This is a genomic window from Celeribacter sp. HF31 (genome assembly GCF_011806455.1).
Taxonomy (GTDB): Bacteria; Pseudomonadota; Alphaproteobacteria; order Rhodobacterales; family Rhodobacteraceae; genus Celeribacter.
In genome coordinates this window covers 155,240-174,162 of sequence record NZ_JAATOT010000006.1, presented here as the reverse complement: position 1 = coordinate 174,162, position 18,923 = coordinate 155,240, and the positions used below count along the sequence as shown (strand labels likewise).

17 protein-coding genes are annotated in these 18,923 nt (G+C 60.4%); 5 read left to right on the top strand and 12 right to left on the bottom strand.

The window, feature by feature from the left end:
- Nucleotides 1–3: 3 nt before the first annotated feature.
- From HCZ23_RS14290 to HCZ23_RS14265, 6 genes are all read right to left on the bottom strand, one after another.
- Complete coding sequence (locus HCZ23_RS14290; RefSeq protein WP_217703213.1) at nucleotides 4–360, bottom strand: hypothetical protein; 357 nt, start codon at nucleotides 358–360, stop codon at nucleotides 4–6.
- Nucleotides 361–431: 71 nt separating this feature from the next.
- Entirely contained in the window at nucleotides 432–839 is a 408-nt protein-coding gene (gene atpC, locus HCZ23_RS14285; protein ID WP_226554093.1) for an ATP synthase F1 subunit epsilon, read from the bottom strand.
- Between the two features lie 24 nt (nucleotides 840–863).
- Nucleotides 864–2,288, bottom strand: coding sequence for a F0F1 ATP synthase subunit beta (gene atpD, locus HCZ23_RS14280; protein ID WP_167602419.1), 1,425 nt, complete (start codon nucleotides 2,286–2,288; stop codon nucleotides 864–866).
- Nucleotides 2,289–2,306: 18 nt separating this feature from the next.
- Nucleotides 2,307–3,179, bottom strand: coding sequence for a F0F1 ATP synthase subunit gamma (locus tag HCZ23_RS14275; protein WP_167602418.1), 873 nt, complete (start codon nucleotides 3,177–3,179; stop codon nucleotides 2,307–2,309).
- Nucleotides 3,180–3,197: 18 nt separating this feature from the next.
- Nucleotides 3,198–4,736, bottom strand: coding sequence for a F0F1 ATP synthase subunit alpha (gene atpA / locus HCZ23_RS14270; RefSeq protein ID WP_167602417.1), 1,539 nt, complete (start codon nucleotides 4,734–4,736; stop codon nucleotides 3,198–3,200).
- Entirely contained in the window at nucleotides 4,736–5,296 is a 561-nt protein-coding gene (locus HCZ23_RS14265) for a F0F1 ATP synthase subunit delta (RefSeq protein ID WP_167602416.1), read from the bottom strand. The genes atpA and HCZ23_RS14265 overlap by 1 nt, the downstream gene beginning before the upstream one ends.
- A gap of 655 nt (nucleotides 5,297–5,951) precedes the next feature.
- Between HCZ23_RS14265 and HCZ23_RS14260 the strand changes: the two genes are divergently transcribed.
- Nucleotides 5,952–7,172, top strand: coding sequence for a hypothetical protein (locus tag HCZ23_RS14260; RefSeq protein ID WP_167602415.1), 1,221 nt, complete (start codon nucleotides 5,952–5,954; stop codon nucleotides 7,170–7,172).
- Nucleotides 7,173–7,210: 38 nt separating this feature from the next.
- Here the strand turns inward: HCZ23_RS14260 and HCZ23_RS14255 are convergent, their stop codons facing one another.
- Nucleotides 7,211–7,960 carry a class I SAM-dependent methyltransferase gene (locus HCZ23_RS14255; protein WP_167602414.1) on the bottom strand — a complete coding sequence of 250 codons (750 nt, stop codon included), beginning with the start codon at nucleotides 7,958–7,960 and terminating at the stop codon, nucleotides 7,211–7,213.
- Between the two features lie 63 nt (nucleotides 7,961–8,023).
- Between HCZ23_RS14255 and gloB the strand changes: the two genes are divergently transcribed.
- The 3 genes from gloB to HCZ23_RS14240 all read left to right on the top strand — a co-directional run bounded on the left by gloB (nucleotide 8,024) and on the right by HCZ23_RS14240 (nucleotide 12,428).
- Nucleotides 8,024–8,788 (top strand): hydroxyacylglutathione hydrolase, encoded by a 765-nt coding sequence (gene gloB / locus HCZ23_RS14250; RefSeq protein ID WP_167602413.1) that lies wholly within the window; start codon nucleotides 8,024–8,026, stop codon nucleotides 8,786–8,788.
- A gap of 253 nt (nucleotides 8,789–9,041) precedes the next feature.
- On the top strand, nucleotides 9,042–11,375 hold the full coding sequence (gene clpA, locus HCZ23_RS14245; RefSeq protein ID WP_167602412.1) for an ATP-dependent Clp protease ATP-binding subunit ClpA: 2,334 nt from the start codon (nucleotides 9,042–9,044) through the stop codon (nucleotides 11,373–11,375).
- A 72-nt stretch (nucleotides 11,376–11,447) separates the two neighbouring features.
- Entirely contained in the window at nucleotides 11,448–12,428 is a 981-nt protein-coding gene (locus HCZ23_RS14240) for a M23 family metallopeptidase (protein WP_167602411.1), read from the top strand.
- A gap of 3 nt (nucleotides 12,429–12,431) precedes the next feature.
- Here HCZ23_RS14240 and HCZ23_RS14235 read toward each other — a convergent pair whose 3' ends face one another.
- The 3 genes from HCZ23_RS14235 to HCZ23_RS14225 form a co-directional block, all read right to left on the bottom strand.
- Nucleotides 12,432–14,054, bottom strand: a complete 1,623-nt coding sequence (locus HCZ23_RS14235; protein ID WP_167602410.1) for a peptidoglycan -binding protein — start codon at nucleotides 14,052–14,054, stop codon at nucleotides 12,432–12,434.
- A 1-nt stretch (nucleotide 14,055) separates the two neighbouring features.
- Nucleotides 14,056–15,255 carry a biopolymer transporter ExbB gene (locus HCZ23_RS14230; RefSeq protein WP_167602409.1) on the bottom strand — a complete coding sequence of 400 codons (1,200 nt, stop codon included), beginning with the start codon at nucleotides 15,253–15,255 and terminating at the stop codon, nucleotides 14,056–14,058.
- A gap of 189 nt (nucleotides 15,256–15,444) precedes the next feature.
- Nucleotides 15,445–16,005, bottom strand: coding sequence for a gamma-glutamylcyclotransferase (locus HCZ23_RS14225; protein ID WP_167602408.1), 561 nt, complete (start codon nucleotides 16,003–16,005; stop codon nucleotides 15,445–15,447).
- 91 nt (nucleotides 16,006–16,096) lie between these two features.
- Between HCZ23_RS14225 and HCZ23_RS14220 the strand changes: the two genes are divergently transcribed.
- On the top strand, nucleotides 16,097–17,098 hold the full coding sequence (locus HCZ23_RS14220) for a DUF2125 domain-containing protein (RefSeq protein WP_167602407.1): 1,002 nt from the start codon (nucleotides 16,097–16,099) through the stop codon (nucleotides 17,096–17,098).
- Between the two features lie 152 nt (nucleotides 17,099–17,250).
- Here HCZ23_RS14220 and HCZ23_RS14215 read toward each other — a convergent pair whose 3' ends face one another.
- Together HCZ23_RS14215 and HCZ23_RS14210 are read right to left on the bottom strand one after the other, a co-directional pair.
- Complete coding sequence (locus HCZ23_RS14215) at nucleotides 17,251–17,874, bottom strand: extensin family protein (RefSeq protein WP_368487356.1); 624 nt, start codon at nucleotides 17,872–17,874, stop codon at nucleotides 17,251–17,253.
- 125 nt (nucleotides 17,875–17,999) lie between these two features.
- Nucleotides 18,000–18,914: a prephenate/arogenate dehydrogenase family protein gene (locus tag HCZ23_RS14210; protein ID WP_167602405.1), complete on the bottom strand. Its 915-nt coding sequence runs from the start codon at nucleotides 18,912–18,914 to the stop codon at nucleotides 18,000–18,002.
- Nucleotides 18,915–18,923 lie beyond the last annotated feature (9 nt).

Sequence of the window (18,923 nt, the reverse complement as noted above, 5' to 3'; positions counted from 1 at the left end):
GCCTCAGACCTTCGGCTTGCCCGCATGTTTGGTGCGGATTTTGGCGATCACGTCGGGGACTTCGATGCGGGTCAGTTCCTTGTCCGCCTCCCCCGCCATATCCATGCCATGGGTGGCGCAGAGCGAGGCCAGCGTGACCATGACGCCGCCGGCTTCCTGCGCCGCGTCGCCTCTGGGACGGGAGAAGACGTAATCGACCAGCTCATGCACCGAGGCCTGTGTCATGCCCAGAGATTGCACCAACTCCAGAGCTTCCTCCAAAAACCGCCGGTTGCGTTCCGCCGCGTCCATCGCGATCTCTTCGCCGAAACAGGTCACGACCCAGTCGTGCACACGGGGTTGGAACGCGTCATCCATCATCACTCTCCTTGAAGCCAATAAAAAAGCCCCGCGTTTCGGCGGGGCCTTTCCAATTCACATGTCACAACCAATCAGAGATTGGTGTGGAACCCGAGGTCTTCGGCGATGTGGAAGAGATCGGACAGGAACGTGTGGGTCTCTGCCTGATCTTCTTGCGACGCCTTGTCATGTTCGGCGCGGGCTTTCGCGATGAGATCGGTGACGATCTCTTGCGACATTTCCCCACGCGGCAAAGCCACCTCAGCCAGCACGGAGATGTTCTCCGGCGCCAGTTCGGCAAACCCGCCCGTCACGATGAATTCCATCTCACCTTCCGGCCCGTTCACGATCAAACGACCGGGACGCAGGGTGAGGATGGTGGGCTCGTGGCCCGCCATCGCTGTCAAACGGCCTTCGGAACCCGGGATCTGGACCTGCTCCACTTGGAGAGACGCAAGTTTGCGCTCGGGAGAGACGAGATCAAATTGGACTGTAGCCATCAGAGGCCTCCTTCCGGGTTAATATTAGGCAGCTTCCGCAGCGAGTTTTTCGGCGCGTGCCAGCACTTCGTCGATGCCGCCAACCATGTAGAAGGCTGCTTCCGGCAGGTGGTCGTATTCGCCGGCCACAACCGCCTTGAAGGACTTGATCGTGTCTTCGAGCGGAACCTGCACACCGTCGGAGCCGGTGAACACTTTCGCCACGTCGAACGGCTGGGAGAGGAAACGCTGAATTTTACGGGCGCGGGCCACGGTCAGCTTATCTTCTTCCGACAGTTCGTCCATGCCGAGGATGGCGATGATGTCCTGCAGCGATTTGTAGCGCTGAAGGATGTTCTGAACCTGACGTGCGACGTTGTAGTGCTCTTCGCCAACGATCTGCGGATCGAGGATACGCGAAGACGAGTCGAGCGGGTCCACAGCCGGGTAGATGCCGAGCTCGGAGATCGCACGGTTGAGAACGGTGGTCGCGTCCAAGTGGGCAAAGGTCGTGGCCGGTGCCGGGTCGGTAAGGTCATCGGCAGGCACGTACACAGCCTGGATCGAGGTGATCGAGCCGTTCTTGGTGGAAGTAATACGTTCCTGCATCGCGCCCATGTCGGTGGCCAGCGTCGGCTGGTAGCCCACAGCGGAGGGGATACGGCCGAGAAGTGCGGACACCTCGGAACCGGCCTGCGTGAAGCGGAAGATGTTGTCCACGAAGAACAGAACGTCAGTCCCGGATTGGTCACGGAACTGCTCGGCCAGCGTCAGACCGGTCAGAGCAACACGGGCACGGGCGCCCGGAGGCTCGTTCATCTGACCGTAAACCAGAGCCACCTGCGACTCGGACAGATTGTCCGGCTTGATGACGTTAGATTCGATCATCTCGTGGTAAAGGTCGTTGCCTTCACGGGTCCGCTCGCCAACACCGGCAAACACGGAGAAGCCCGAGTGCACTTTTGCGATGTTGTTGATGAGTTCCATGATGAGAACGGTTTTACCCACGCCTGCACCGCCGAAGAGACCGATCTTACCACCTTTGGAGTAAGGTGCGAGCAGGTCGATCACCTTGATGCCGGTGACGAGGATGGAGGTTTCGGTCGCCTGTTCGGAGAACTCCGGGGCTTCCGCGTGGATCGGACGATGCTCGGTGGCTTCGACCGGGCCTTTTTCGTCGACCGGCTCGCCGATCACGTTGAGAATACGACCAAGCGTCGCGTTGCCCACCGGGATGGTGATCGGGCCATTGGTGTCGGTCACTTCCTGACCGCGCACGAGACCTTCGGTCGCATCCATAGCGATGGTGCGGACCGAGTTTTCGCCGAGGTGCTGAGCAACTTCGAGCACCAGACGGTTGCCGTTGTTGTCGGTTTCAAGCGCGTTGAGAATGGCGGGGAGCTCGCCGTCGAACTGTACGTCGACAACGGCGCCAATCACCTGCGTGATCTTGCCTTTGGACTGTGCCATGTTTCTTTACTCCGGGTCTTAGAGCGCTTCAGCGCCCGAGATGATTTCGATAAGCTCGTTGGTGATGACGGCCTGACGCGAACGGTTGTATTCGATCGTCAGCTTGTCGATCATGTCGCCTGCGTTGCGGGTGGCGTTGTCCATAGCGGACATCCGCGCGCCCTGTTCGGAGGCACCATTTTCCAGCAACGCCGAGAAGATCTGCGTCGCCACACCGCGCGGCAGAAGGTCGGCCAGAATGCCTTCCTCGGAGGGCTCATAGTCATAGAGCGAGCCACCGGCATCCTCGTCGGTCTCATAGGCCGCCGGGATGATCTGTTGCGCCGTCGGGACCTGGGTCACGACGTTTTGGAATTTGGCATAGAAGATCGTCGCCACGTCAAATTCACCGGCATCGAAACGGGCCAAAAGGTCCTTCGCGATGTCCTGCGCATTGGCGTAACCGATTTTCTTCACCTCGGTCAGGTCCACGTGAGCGACGAAGAGATCCGCATAATCACGCTTGAGCTGTTCACGGCCTTTCTTGCCGACGGTGATGATTTTCACCGTCTTGCCTTGGCCTTTCAGCTCAGTGATCCGGGTTTTCGCCAGTTTCACGATGTTGGTGTTAAAGCCACCACACAGACCCTTTTCAGAGGTCATGACAACGAGCAGATGCACATCGTCTTTTCCGGTCCCGGCGAGAAGCCGGGGCGCGGTATCGGAGCCACCAACCGAAGCCGACAGCGACCCGAGCACAGCGTTGAAACGCTCTGCATAGGGACGCGAGGCCTCAGCCGCATCCTGTGCCCGCCGCAGTTTCGCGGCGGCCACCATCTGCATGGCCTTGGTGATCTTGCGCGTGGATTTCACGCTCGCGATCCGGTTTTTGAGATCCTTGAGGTTGGGCATTAAAGCTGTCCTTCAGGATTAAGCGTAGGTTTTGGCGAATTCGTCCAGAACCGCTTTGAGCTTGTCAGCAGGCTCGCCTTTGATCTTCGGATCTTCATCGGTGATCCACTGAAGAACGTCAGCTTTCTGGTTGCGCAGGAAGTCGAGCAGTTTCGCCTCATAGGCGCCCACTTCGGACACCGGGATGCTGTCCAGGTAGCCGTTGGTGCCGGCGAAGATGACGCAGACGATCTCGGCGTTGGTCAGCGGCGCGTATTGCGGCTGTTTCATCAGCTCGGTCAGACGCGCACCACGGTTCAGAAGTTTCTGAGTTGCGGCGTCGAGGTCAGACCCGAACTGAGCGAATGCTGCCATCTCACGGTACTGAGCGAGCGACAGTTTCACCGGGCCAGCCACGGAGGACATGGCTTTGGTCTGAGCCGAGGAGCCCACGCGGGACACGGACAGACCGGTGTTCACAGCCGGACGGATACCCTGGTAGAACAGTTCCGTTTCGAGGAAGATCTGACCGTCGGTGATGGAGATCACGTTGGTCGGAATAAACGCAGACACGTCACCGCCCTGGGTTTCGATGATCGGCAGAGCCGTCAAGGAGCCGCCGCCGAAGTCTTCGTTCAGCTTCGCGGAACGTTCCAGCAGGCGCGAGTGGAGGTAGAACACGTCACCCGGGTAAGCTTCGCGGCCCGGCGGACGACGCAGAAGCAGGGACATCTGACGATAAGACACAGCTTGTTTGGAGAGGTCATCGTAGATGATCAGGGCGTGTTTGCCGTTGTCGCGGTAGAACTCGGCCATCGCGGTTGCGGTGTACGGAGCCAGATACTGCATCGGCGCCGGGTCGGACGCGGTTGCGGCGACGACGGTGGTGTATTCGATCGCACCGGTTTCCTCGAGCTTTTTGACGAGCTGAGCCACGGTGGAGCGTTTTTGACCGATCGCGACGTAGATACAGTAGAGCTTCTTGTTCTCATCGCCACCAGCCGCGTCGTTGTAGGACTTCTGGTTGAGGATGGCGTCGAGAGCGACGGCGGTTTTACCCGTTTGACGGTCGCCGATGATCAGCTCACGCTGGCCACGGCCGATCGGGATCATCGCGTCGACGGACTTGAGACCGGTGGCCATCGGCTCGTGCACGGATTTACGCGGGATGATGCCCGGCGCTTTGCTGTCGGCGATGCGGCGCTCGGTGGCGGCGATGGCGCCTTTGCCGTCGATCGGGTTGCCCAGACCGTCGACCACGCGGCCGAGAAGCGCGTCGCCAGCGGGCACGTCCACGATGGACTTGGTGCGCTTGACGGTGTCGCCTTCTTTAATGTCACGGTCGGAGCCGAAGATCACGACGCCGACGTTGTCGGATTCGAGGTTGAGGGCCATCCCGCGGATACCACCGGGGAATTCGACCATCTCACCGGCCTGAACGTTATCGAGGCCATACACACGCGCAATACCGTCACCGACGGAGAGCACGCGGCCCACTTCAGCAACTTCGGCCTCTTGGCCAAAGTTTTTAATCTGCTCCTTAAGGATCGCAGAAATTTCAGCTGCCTGGATTCCCATTATCCGACCTCTTTCATTACATTCTGGAGGGAGTTGAGCTTGGAGGCGATCGAGGTGTCGATCATCTTCGAGCCCACCTTAACGACAAGACCGCCGATGAGAGCTTCATCCACGGTCGCATTGATGTTCACGTCCTTGCCAAATGTCTCGGAGAGGGTCTTGGCAAGTTTGGTGGTCTGGGTCTTGGTCAGCGCTTTTGCGGACACGACCTCGGCGGTCACTTCGCCACGCTCTTCGGCAAGAAGGGCGCTCAGTGCCGCGACGAGCTGCGGCAAGGCAAAGAGACGGCGGTTTTGCGCCATGAGGGCCAGCGTGCTGGACACGAAGTCCGTCAGACCGGCCTTTTTGGCAATTGCGGTGATCGCGGCTTCCATCTCTTCACGCGAATACACGGGCGAAGTGATGAGAGCCTTGAGATCGTCACTCTCGGAGAGCGCTGTCGACAGCGTCGCCACGTCCCCCTCAAGTGCCGCGATGGCATTGCTTTCTTTGGCCAGTTCGAAAACGGCCTTTGCGTAGCGTGCGGCGATGCCGCTGGAGATCGAAGCTGGTTCGGACACGTCCACCCTTCCGATGTCTTAGGGCCCTCCCCCCGTGCGCCCCGTTTTCGAGGTCATTCATGGAGGTAGAGCAGCTTGATTGACCCGCACGCGAACCGCGCAGGCAACAAAATCAGCGTGGATGTAGCAGAGCCTCATCCTTGTCGCAACCTTGTTGCGCCAGTTTAGCGCCAACAGATTGAAACTCTCGGGCCAATCTCCGGCCAGAGTTTTCAGGGCGTTATGGGATTTCCGCTTTCCACCTCTGTGGCGGGGCGCAAAAAAGTTGCTGTCGGGTTGCGGATTCGCCTCACGAAACCGTGTGATTCCTTTCGAAGGCCCTGAGAGGCGGCTCAACCGCATGCTCACGCAACTGACGTGGCGGTAACGTGAGTGGCGCTTTGGGCCAAAGCCGCCGATCAGCCCCGCGCCCTTCGGAATTACGCCCGGAGTTGGCAACAATCTCAGGGCCGCCACAAGCATTGACGCGCAGGACAAACCAATCTCGAAACCGTCCCGAACCGTGGCATCCCGCCCCATTGAAAACCCTTGAAACTTCACGGTATCGTCATAAAGTCGTCCCGATTTTCAACCATGATCGTGACCGTTTACAGGGCCCGTTAGGAAGTTTTTTGAAATGATTTGGATGCTTTTAATGGGTTTGGCCGGACCTGCTATGGCCTGGGGACTGTACGAAGCTTTTCCCGACGATGATGACGATCATGAGGATGATCACGACTCCGGCGACGACACGCCGCCCCCTGATGATGTGGGTGGGGACGATGACGGCGACGAGGACGACATAGACGAGGGCGAGGGCGAGGAGCCGATCTGGGATTGGTCCGAAACCCATGTGATCACCGAAGACACCACGATCACCCTGTCGCAAGCCGACATTGATGCCATCGCGGAGTATCGCGCCTCTCTCGACAGCCTGCCGGATACGCCGGACAACCCGGACCCCGGCCCTGTTTTCGAGATTGTCGGGGATGCCCAGCTCACGATCAATTTTGCCGATGACCTTGAGGGCGCACTTTCGAACGCGACGGAGTCAAGCAGCACGTCGGAGGGGGGCGAAGGATGGGGAATCGAAACAGCCACTCTGTCCTCCAATATCTACTACACGCCGGATGATGCCGAGGAGGGAGACGATCCTCACTTCCTCTTCGAGGCGACCACGATCAGGCTTTCGACACAAGAGAACGGATCGTGGGAAGACCTCTACGAAGTGGACGTCGATTTCGATCAGGTGATCCTCGACCCGTCCGACTTCGAGAGCTTTGAAGCGCAGCCGACCTTGCCCGATGGCATCGAAATGGGAGCTGATCAATATCTCATTCTGGACAGGGAAACGCTCGACGACCCCTGGACGGATTATCTGCACAACGCTGAAGACCTCGAAGACGTGCTCAACAATCCGGAGGGCTACCACTGGACCTCGCCCGATGATCTGGCCACGGGGCAAAATCTTTTCAGCACTTGGGATTTTGAGACCTCGACACTGTCCGACGGCGAAGTCGTTACCTTCACTCAAGATGACATCGACACGCTGACCGAAGACCGAACGACCGTCGAGATCTATTCCCTCACGAATGGTGAAAATGTCACCTTGGACTTCCCGGACGATCTGGACGGCAATATCATCGCCCTCGACTTCTCTATTGGCACAGAAGGGTACAATTATGCGGAGTTCACCCTCTACGTGCTGACCGATCAAACCGACCTGAGCGCCGACGATGTCCTCTATCTCATGACCAATGATTCCCTGATTCACCTCGAGATCACCGATGAGAGCATCACCCCCCTCGTCGTGGTCGGCACGCATAGTGAAATCTACGACACCAACGCTGACGACTACGACTTTAATGACAACTACGGCACAGTGACGGTTACCTGAGCCACTCGCAAGGTTTAGAGCGGCTTCGCAACACCTCTCTAAACAGGCTTCGCCTCGGGCACGGGGCGCAGCCCTTCAAGCACGCCCCCCTTGCGCCGCACCGCTTCGGGCGTGCCGGAGCCGGTCTGGGCATAGACCTGCTTCGACACCTCAACCACCAGAACACCGCCCGCAAGCGCCGTCGGCATTTGCCGCCCGATGCGCTCCCAGACTGGCCCCCAGCGCTTCCAGAACCGCTTATGGGACGGCGGTTGAAAGAGCACGGCGGCGTGGCGTTCCGGCAGAAACCGCGCGCGCCGCAGTTGCAGCTCAAGCTGGCTGAGACTGTAGGGCCGCCCGTAGCCAAACGGCGTACTATCGGAACGCGACCACAATCCGCCCCGGTTCGGCACCACGAAAAGCGCTTTCCCCCCCGGCCCCAGCACCCGCCAGCATTCCTCCAAAAGGGCATCCGGCGCGTCCGAGGTCTCAAGCCCATGCATCACCACCAGCTTATCGACGAATCCGGTCTGAAGCGGCCAACGCGTCTCCGGGCAAAGCGCCGAGACATTCGGCATCCCCGCCGGCCAATGCATCACGCCCTGCTGCTCGGGCATCAATCCGATCACCCGACGCGCATCCGTGAGATAAGGTCTGAGCAACGGCACGGCAAAGCCAAAGCCCGCCACGGTCTGACGTTCGGCATCGGGCCAGAAGGCCACGACCTGATCACGGATCGCGCGCTGTGCTGCACGGCCCAATCCGGTCCGGTAGTAGAAATTTCTCAGCTCAACGACGTCGAGATGCATTGCAATCCGCGGGCCTTCCCCAAATGTTAGAGACACCATAGACGCAAGATACCGGAGAACGCCATGCTAGAGATCGTCACCCTTGCCGCCCTGTCGGACAATTACGATTTTCTTGTCCACGATCGGGCCAGCGGGCGCACCGCTCTGGTCGATGCCGCCGATCCGGCGCCGGTGCTCGATGCGCTCTCCGCGCGTGGCTGGACGCTCGATGAAATCTGGCTCACCCATCACCATTGGGATCATGTCGACGGCACGGCGGGGCTGGTCGAGGCGACCGGCGCCACAGTGACCGGCGCCAAAGCCGATCAATACCGCCTGCCGCCGCTCACCCGCGTCGTGGAACCGGGGCAGAGCTTTGACTTCGCCGGCCACGAGGTGCAAGTTCTCGCCGCCGATGGTCACACATTGGGCCACATCGCCTATCATATTCCTTCGGCCAAAGCGCTGTTCTCTGCCGACAGTCTCATGGCTCTCGGTTGCGGACGCCTGTTCGAAGGCACGCCCGCGCAAATGTGGGACACGCTCTCGCGCTTTGCGGCTCTGCCCGAAGACACCATGGTCTACTCCGGCCACGAATATACCGCCTCGAATGCGCGCTTTGCGCTCACCATTGAGCCCGACAACACGGCGCTCCAAAACCGTGCCAAAGCCATCGAAGCGGCCCGCGAAAAGGGCGAGGCCACCGTGCCCTCACTGCTGTCTCTGGAGCTTGCAACCAATCCATTCCTGCGCGCAGGCCTGTCGCCCGTTAAGCGGGTTCTGGGCATGGAGGACGCCACAGACGCCGAAGTTTTCGCCGAAATCCGCGCCCGAAAGGACTCGTTTTAAGCCGCTCTCAGGTCTTTTTGGCCCCCTTGTTTTCCTGTCAAGTAAACTTACATGGTTTCAAGGAAAACAGGGGATCTCCCCAAATAAAGCGCCCAAAACTTGACGCCTCACAAAAATTTACCCCCGTTAACCATTTTTTTGCTTGAAGCGCGCGCGTTTCAATCGAACTTTAAGAGTATCAGGCCAAAACTTAGGGAGCGGGCCGCAAAACATGCCCCCTTAGAGACCCCGAATGCGAAGGAGCACCCCCAACGTGCCGTCATTTTCGAACACCCTTGAGCAAGCCATCCATGCAGCCCTGGCGCTGGCCAATGCCCGCCGCCACGAACTTGCAACCCTGGAACACCTGTTGCTGGCCCTGATCGACGAGCCCGACGCGGCCCGCGTGATGCAGGCCTGCAATGTCGAGCTTGAGGAGCTGCGAAAAACCCTTCTGGATTATATCGAGGACGATCTTTCGACGCTCGTCACCGATGTCGAAGGCTCTGAGGCCGTGCCCACCGCCTCGTTCCAGCGCGTGATCCAGCGCGCCGCAATCCATGTCCAATCCTCGGGCCGCACCGAGGTGACCGGCGCCAACGTGTTGGTCGCGATCTTTGCCGAACGCGAATCCAACGCGGCTTATTTCCTGCAGGAACAGGATATGACGCGCTATGATGCGGTGAATTTCATCGCGCACGGTGTGGCGAAAGACCCGGCCTTTGGCGAACAGCGCCCGATCACCGGCTCGGACGAGCATCAGGAAGAGAGCCAAAGCGCGCAGCCTCAATCCTCTGGCGAGGACAAAGAGTCGGCGCTGGCGAAATACTGTGTCGATCTCAACAAAAAGGCGGCCGAGGGCGATGTCGATCCGCTGATCGGTCGTGCCCATGAGGTCGAGCGCTGCATTCAGGTGCTCTGCCGCCGCCGCAAGAACAACCCACTTCTGGTGGGCGATCCGGGCGTGGGCAAAACCGCCATCGCCGAAGGTCTCGCCAAGAAAATCGTCGACGGCGAAACGCCGGAGGTTCTGTCCAAATCCACCATATTCTCGCTCGATATGGGCGCGCTTTTGGCGGGCACGCGCTATCGTGGCGATTTCGAAGAACGCCTGAAAGCGGTCGTCAAAGAGCTCGAAGATCACCCGGACGCCGTGCTGTTCATCGACGAGATCCACACCGTGATCGGCGCTGGCGCGACCTCTGGCGGCGCAATGGATGCCTCCAACCTGCTGAAGCCTGCGCTTCAGGGCGGCAAGCTGCGCTGTATGGGCTCCACGACCTATAAGGAATTCCGCCAGCATTTCGAAAAAGACCGCGCGCTGTCGCGTCGGTTCCAGAAAATCGACGTCAACGAGCCGTCGGTCGATGATGCGGTGAAAATCCTTCAGGGCCTTAAACCCTATTTCGAAGAGCACCACGACATCCGCTACACGGCAGATGCGATCAAGACCGCTGTGGAGCTCTCCGCGCGCTACATCCACGACCGCAAACTGCCCGACAAGGCGATCGACGTGATCGACGAAGCCGGTGCAGCACAACACCTCGTGGCCGAAAGCAAGCGCCGCAAAACGATCTCTCCGAAAGAGATCGAAGCTGTCGTGGCCAAGATCGCCCGCATCCCACCGAAAAACGTCTCCAAAGACGATGCCGAGGTGCTCAAGGATCTCGAAGGCACGCTCAAACGCGTCGTCTTCGGTCAGGACAAGGCCATCGAGACGCTCAGCTCCGCGATCAAACTGTCCCGTGCGGGCCTGCGCGAGCCGGAGAAACCCATCGGCAACTACCTCTTCGCCGGTCCGACCGGTGTGGGGAAAACCGAGGTCGCGAAACAGCTCGCAGATAGCCTTGGCGTGGAACTGCTGCGCTTCGACATGTCGGAATACATGGAGAAACACGCGGTCTCCCGTCTGATCGGCGCGCCTCCGGGCTATGTCGGCTTCGATCAGGGCGGTCTTTTGACCGATGGCGTGGACCAGCATCCGCACTGCGTGCTTTTGCTCGACGAGATCGAAAAAGCGCACCCGGATGTCTACAACATCCTTCTGCAGGTGATGGACAACGGCAAGCTGACCGATCACAACGGCCGCACCGTCGATTTCCGCAACGTGATCCTGATCATGACCTCCAACGCAGGTGCGTCCGAGCAGGCAAAAGAGGCCATCGGCTTTGGCCGCGACCGTCGCGAGGGCGAAGACACCGCTGCGATCGAGCGGACCTTTACGCCGGAATTCCGCAACCGTCTGGATGCGGTGGTGTCCTTTGGCCCGCTGCCGAAAGAGGTCATCCTGCAGGTCGTCGAGAAATTCGTGCTGCAGCTTGAGGCCCAGCTCATGGACCGCAACGTGCACATCGAATTGACCCGCCCGGCCGCCGAATGGCTCGCCGACAAGGGCTACGACGACAAGATGGGCGCGCGTCCGCTGGGCCGCGTCATCCAGGAGCATATCAAGAAACCGCTCGCCGAAGAGCTTTTGTTCGGCAAGCTGTCGAAAGGCGGCGTGGTCAAGGTCGGCGTCAAAGATGGCGACATTGACCTGCGCATCGAAGAACCCGGAGCTCCGCGCATCGGACGTTCGAAAAAGCCGCCACTTCTGACCGCAGAGTGATTTGAAAACAAAACAAAAGCCCCGTCTTGAGATGTCTTGACGGGGCTTTTTATTGCCGTCAGCTTGGCCCTCATGACGAAACCGCTTTTCTTTCTAGGCCTTATAGCGCCCCTGTTCGCCGCGCCCGCGCTGGCGCGCGATCCAGTGCTGTCGCCGCCCATTGACTGCACGCTGGGCGACACCTGCTACATCCAAAGCTATGTCGACACGGACCCGGGCCCGGGCGCTGCGGATTTCACCTGCGGAATGCTGTCTTACGATGGTCACAAAGGCACGGATTTCGCCCTGCCCGCTGTGGTGGATCTCTGGAATGGCGTGAACGTTCTCGCCTCCGCCCCCGGTACAGTCATCGGCACCCGCGACGGCATGGAGGATTTCCCGCAAGGCCTCGAAGGCGCGCCCGACATCACCGGCAAGGAATGCGGCAACGGCGTTGTGGTCGATCATGGCGACGGCTGGGTCACGCAATACTGCCACATGATGAAAGACAGCATCTCGGTCAAGGAAGGCGACCGGGTCTCCTCCGCCACAGTCCTCGGCCAAGTCGGCCTGTCGGGCATGACGCAATTCCCGCATGTCCACCTCTCCGTGCGCCACAACGGCAAAATCGTCGACCCGTTCAATCCCACAGGCACCGTCGCCTGCGGGCCGGATGCGATCATGAGCGGCACGCTTTGGGACCGCGACATGATCTATCAGGCGGGCGGCCTTCTGGACGTGGGCATCGACACGAAAGTCCCCGAATATGAGGCGATCAAGGCGGGCACGGCGGGCGCCACCGCGCTCACCGCCCAAAGCCCCGCGCTTGTCGTTTATGGCTTTGCCTACGGCGGCCGCGCGGGCGATGTACTGCGCCTGTCGATCTTTGGTCCCGAGGGCGAAGTGATCAGCCAAGACGCCGAACTTGACAAATCTCAGGCCCAACTGTTCCGCGCCATCGGCAAACGCAATCCCGGTTCATGGCCCGTCGGCGGCTATAGCGCGACGGTGCAGATGCTCCGCGACGGCACCATGATCGACCAGCGTGAAACCCGGTTTCAGATCGCGCCTTAGGGCTTATTTCTCCGTCAATTTCAACTCGATACGCCGGTTCTGCGCCAGAGCCTCCGGGCTGTCGCCCTCAGCCACCGGTTGATATTCGCCAAAGCCCGCTGCCACCAGACGCGAGGGATCAAAACCCAAATCTTCGGACATATAGCGCACCACGGACAGTGCGCGCGCCTGCGACAGCTCCCAATTGTCGCGGTACTCGCCGGTGCCGGACAAGGCCGTCTTGTCGGTATGTCCATCGACGCGAATGACCCAATCAATTTCAGGCGGAATCTCCGCCGCCACCTCCGACAGAATCCGCGCCACACGTGCGATTTGTGTCTTGCCCAAAGGCCCGAGTTCCGCAGAGGCCGGCTCGAACAGCACCTCGGAAGAGAACACAAAACGGTCGCCCACGATGCGCACGCCTTCGCGGTCGCCCAGGATTTCGCGCATCCGACCGAAGAATTCGGAACGGTAATTTTGCAGCGACCGGGCCTCTTCCTCCAAGCGCTTGCGCTCGGCCTCTTCCAAGGCCGCACGGGCGCGCTCTTCGGCGGCGACCTGCGCCAGAGCGGCGTTCAGCCGTTGGGTCAGGCTGTCGATTTGAACCTGATTTTCAGTATCCGACGCCGCACGCACATCGAGCGTCGATTGCAGCGCGGCCAATTGCTCACGCATCTGCGCCACCTGCGCATTCAACAGCGCCAGCTTGCGCTCGGCTTCTGCCGATTTGGCCTCTTCCTCAGAGAGCGCTGCCTGCGCCGTTGCCAACAATGCGGCCTGTTTTTCGCGCTCGGACATCTCCTGATCAAGCTGTGCCTGCATCTCGTCGCGCGCGGTGCGGCTTGCTGCCAAAAGCGTCAGGGTCTCCTCGGCGTCCTTGCGCGCCTCTTCCAGCGCGAGGCTCATCGCCGTCAGCTCCTCATCCGCGCCCGAAAACCGCTCTTTGAGCGCCTGCATCGCCGCGGCATCGGCCAAGCGGTCTTGCTCCGCCTGCGACACCTCGGTTTGCGCGGCGTCCAAAGCGGCCTGACGATCCGCCGCCTCTGCACGCAAATCTGCGACCAAAGCGTCCAGCGCCTCACGACGCGCCGCCGCCAGTCGGGCCTCCTCGGTGGCTGCGTCGATCTCATCGCGCGCTTTCGCAAGCGCCAACTGCGCCGCCTCTTGATCCGTGATCAACTGCGCTTTCGCGGCCTCGAGATCGTCGATTTGCGCGGCCAGTTGCGCGCCTTCGGTCAGCGCCGCGTCGCGTTCCGCGATCAGACTTGCGACTTGGTCCTCGAAGGACGCGATCCGGCCGGTCAGCGTCGTATTCTCGGCCTGAAGCCCCGCGATGGTCTCCGCCTGTGCCTCCGCTCGACCACGCAGGTCGGACAAAGTGGCGCTCAACGTGCCGATCTGGGTCTCAAGGCCAAGATTTTTCTGTTGCTCCATGCCAAGCGCATCGGCCAGCGCATTCAGCTCCGCGCTCAAAGCGTCGAGCTCGTGTTCCTGCCCGGAAATCTGATCACGCAGCATGGATTGCACGACCATGAAAATCGTCAGGACGAACATCAGAACCAGCAAAAGCGCCGTCATCGCATCGACAAACCCCGGCCAGATCGAGCCGGACATGCGATGAGAGGATCGGCGCAACACGGCCATGTCAGGCGCCCCGGTCGTCTTGGCCCAGCTCGCGGAGCGTCCGCGTCAGACCCGCGATCTCAGCACGAAGCTCGGCGAGGCTTTCCTGACGCCCGGCGGAAAGTTCCTCGAGAATACGCAACAATTGCACGTCGATGGAGCGCAACCGCATCCGGGATTCGGCGTCGAGCCCGTCCTGATCCGGATCGCGTTTGCTCAGAACCTCCACCAGCCGCTCCTGCCCGTCGGCCACACGTGCCAGAACATCGACGGTGTCGTCTTCCCGGCTTTGCCGCAGGTTCATCTGATCAAGGGACTCGGTGAGCCGCGCAAGACGCCCGTCGGTCTCCATCCGCCCCGCTTCCGCACGCGCAAACAGAGTCTGCAACTCATCCATCTGACGGCCCATGTGATCGAGCACCGCAACCGCCCCCGACAGGTCATCCCCGCCGTCGCCATCCCCCGCGACACCGAGACGCGTGATGGTCGAGAGCCATTCTTCAAGCTCGCGGAAAAACCGGTTTTGACCATGCGAGGCGAAGAGTTCGAGCATGCCCACGACCAGCGAGCCCGCCAGACCCAAAAGCGAGGAAGCAAAGGCCGTGCCCATGCCGCCCAACTGGCTCTCAAGGCCGCTCATGAGCTGGGTCAACACGTCGCCTGCGCCTTCGCCCTCGGACGGAGAGAGCGAACGGATGGTGTCCACAAGCGCAGGCACCGTGGTGGCGAGACCGTAGAATGTCCCCAAAAGGCCAAGGAAAATCAGGAGGTTGGCGATATATCGCGTGATGTCGCGCGCTTCATCGATCCGCGTGGCAACAGAATCCAAAATGGAGCGCGCCGAGGTCGAAGAAATCTGTGTCCGCGAATTGCGATCCCGCAGCAAAGCGGCCAAAGGCGCCAGAAGACGCGGCGCGGTTTTACCGGGAACTTTCGGTCGCTGGCCGGTGAAGCGTTCGATCCAGTTCACGGAGGCGACGAGTTGGACCACCTGCAAGAAACAGGCGAGGATGCCGATGATAAAGACGACGGCGATGAATCCGTTGAGATAGGGGTTGGCCAAGAACACCGGCCCGACCCGTGGCAGGGCCATGACCAGACCGGCCACGACCAGCCCAAGCACGATCACCATCAAGGTGATCTGGCGTACGGGTTGGGAAAAGAATTTAAGCTCGGCCTCACGCGCGGGTTGGGGCACGTGTTGGGGCGCTGGGTGATGCATGGACCCTGACCTTTTTGTCCTGTTACGGCCACGATAGGGGCAGCGCCCCCCTCTGCCAACACGCGATTTCGTGTGCTCAAAGCGTTTTACGAAAAACATGGGCCCGTGTTGATCGCGAAACACCGAGCAACGCCGATTTTCTGCGGGCCTTTCGCGTCAGATGCCTGCCTCAGGTGAGTTCCAGAAGGTTTACGGATTTAGGCGATGACGGACCATCTCTGACAGCTCAGTCAGTTCCATATCTTCCATGCCAAGCTCGGCCAGATGCAGTGCGGTCGAAAAAAGATACTCGCTGTTGGGGCCCCGCCCGCCAACCGCCGCCGCGATGACCTCGGCTTGGCGCTCAAGGCTCAGCGCACCGGTGTATTGCGCGTGTTCGGCATCGACGACATAGGCCAGCGCCGTCTCTTCGCGCCCGTCCTCCAACCGCAAGATCACCTCGCGTTCGAGATAGGCCGACGATACCAGTTCGCGCTCACGCAGATAGGCCAGCGTCTCCGCCGCCGCCTCCGGGGCAACGCGAAATGCCAACCCGCGACATTGTGCGCCCTCATCCTCATCGAGCGCCAGAACCAGACCGGGCTTCTCCGGCGTGCCCCGATGGTGGATCGACCACATGCAAAACGTGCGTGCATAGCCCGACAGCGTCGCAGGACGGCGTTCGACAAAGGCAAAGCCCGGATTCCACATCAAAGACCCATAGCCAAAGACCCAAAATCCATCTCGCACCAACGCGTGATCGCCTGTCATCGCCTTTTCCTCATTGCCGTCTTTTCACTCGTCCGCCCCACAGGTAAACACGGGGGACAAACTGACCCGATCCTTTTCACAAGAGGTGATGATGCGCAAACTGTTCTGGCTCGTTCTGGCCGCCGTCGTGATTTACGCGGGCTATTGGATGATCGGTGCGAAGGGCACGGAAAGCGCCATTGCCGCCTGGGTGAACGCACGGGGGGCTGAGGGGTGGCAAGCCGAGGTGTCCAGCATCAAGACGCGCGGTTTTCCGACCCGCTTCGACACAGAAATCCGTGATCCTCATCTGGCCGACCCGCGCAGCGGTGTGGCGCTGTCCACGCCCAAAATCGAGATTTTGAGCCAAAGCCACCGCCCCACGCGATTTACCCTGCGCATGGCGCCTGAGGTCACCCTCGCATCGCCCTATCAACGCCTCGACATCACGCAGGAGCTGGCCGAAGCCCAGCTGTTCGTCGATGCAGGGCCGAATTTGACACTCGATCATGCGGCTTTGACGCTCAAAGACCTGCGCATTGTCTCGACCGCCACTTGGGGCCTGTCTCTGGACACGGGCGAGATCACGACGCAGCGTCAGGAGGACGATCCGCTCACCCATGACATCAAGATGCATGTGGCAGGCTTTGCCCCCACAGGTGGATTGATCGAAGAGATTGATCCCAAAGGACTTTTGTCGGATGAATTCGAGACGCTCAATCTCGATATGAGCGCGACGTTCGATGAGCCGTGGAACATCCACGCCCTCGAAGGCCCGCGCCCGCAGCCCACGAAAATCGAATTGACCACCCTTGCGGCGCATTGGGGCGAACTTGATCTGAAACTTGCCGGCAGCTTCGATATAGACGCACGCGGCTATCCGGTGGGCAAACTGGCGGTGAAGGCCGAGAACTGGCGCGAGATGATCGAGCTCGCGATTTCCATGGGAGCGATCCCGGAGAATATGAGCAAACTGTCGCTGCGCGCAGGCGAAATGCTGGCGGGACTGTCGGGGCGCAAGGATACGATTGACGCGGAGTTGACGCTGAAAGATGGGATGATTTCTCTGGGGTTTATTCCCTTGGGACCGGCACCGCGCATTGTGATCCGTTGAATATGGCAGAGCATGCTAGTTGTCTGACTTTCGTCAGCTTTAACGCTCCATTTACCTGACGGACATCAGCTATCTCATGGCTTTCCCCCACGCGTTAACCTTAATCTGATTAACCTTAACGTGTGAGAAAGAGAGAGGCTCTACGGAAAACCTCAGCGGCAATAGCTGCCGGAACGATAGCGTGCCGTGTCGAAATGGAAGTGATCGCGATGATAGACATCGCTATCCGGTCCCAAAACTGTCCCGAACGGTCCACAGGCTGCACGATGCAATTTGCGCAAAAGTCGCCCCTGCACCGGATCGTTCCAGCCTTTGAGAACGGTCATACGCGTGCCGTTTTCCAGACGCACCGCCGAAATATCTATCGCATGCCCGCGCCCGTGTTCCGAAATTTTTGCCCCTGGCCGATTGTTGCGCGTGCGGCAGGCATAGCTCGCCGCCACATCCAACTGCGCAATCCCGCCGCCCAAGCGCCCGAATGTCGGCTTGGCGCCCTTTTCGATCCAAGAGTGCAGGGCCTTGGCCGTCGTGCAATCGACCACCGCAGGCGTCGACAGCGTCACACCCGCAACCTCTGTGATTTGCACCGGTTCCTTGAGGCCGCAGCCGGAAATGCGTCCGGAAATGGCTTTCAATCTTTGCCCCCGGATCGCATTGACACCACAGACAGAGCCTTTGCGCGGGTAGCGCACCTGCGTCACAACGGGGGCTTTGGGACGCGGTTTTGGGACAGGCGAGGCCAAAGCGGTGGCAACCGTCGAGGTTTCAGAGGTCACCACGGAAACCGGCGCAACCGTGCCCGGACGCGGCAAAGGGATCGGGGAGCTGTCAAGCGCGAAACCGGGCCCGGCGGACAGGCTGAGGGCACAAAGAGCAAGGGCGCATATGACCGCCCGGCGCCTCATCCGCCCTTCTTCACACGCCCGAAATCCGGCGCATCCGTGTCCTGACCCGCCTCGATGATGCCGCGACGAATGGCGCGGGTGCGGGTGAAATAATCGTGCAACGTGTCACCATCGCCGGTGCGGATCGCGCGCTGCAGGGCGAACAGCTCTTCGGTGAAACGCCCGAGAATTTCCAATGCGGCGTCTTTGTTGGTCAAAAACACATCGCGCCACATCGTCGGATCGGAGGCCGCGATCCGGGTGAAGTCACGGAACCCTGCGGCGGAGAATTTGATGACTTCTTGATCGGTCACCCGACGCAGGTCGTCGGCAACACCCACCATGGTGTAGGCGATCAGGTGCGGCACGTGGGACACCACGGCGCAGACCGTGTCGTGATGCTCCGGATCCATCCGTTCGGTGGTGGCGCCAAGTTCGGCCCAGAAATCTTCGAGCTTCTTGACCTCGCCTTCGTCCGCGCCCTCGGGCGGCACGATCAGGCACCAGCGGTTGTCGAACAGCTCGGCAAAACCCGAACGCGGACCGGAATGTTCGGTCCCTGCCATCGGGTGGGTGCCGATGAACTGCACACCCTCGGGGATATGCGGCATCACCGCCTCGAGCACGGATTTCTTGACCGAGCCCACATCGGTGACCACCGCGCCCGGTTTCAGCGTGCTCTGGATCTCTTCCATCACCGGCCCCATCGCACCGACGGGCACGGCCAGAACGATGAGGTCGGCGTCAGCCACGGCCTCAGAGGCTGTGTCACAGACCCGATCCACAAGGCCGATCTCGCGCGCCGTGTCCCGCGTCGCCTGAGACCGGGCATAGCCCGTGATCTCGCCCGCAACGCCCGCCCGACGCATGGCCAAAGACATCGAGCCGGCGATCAGGCCAAGACCGATCAGCGCGACGCGATTGTAGATCACTTTAGACCC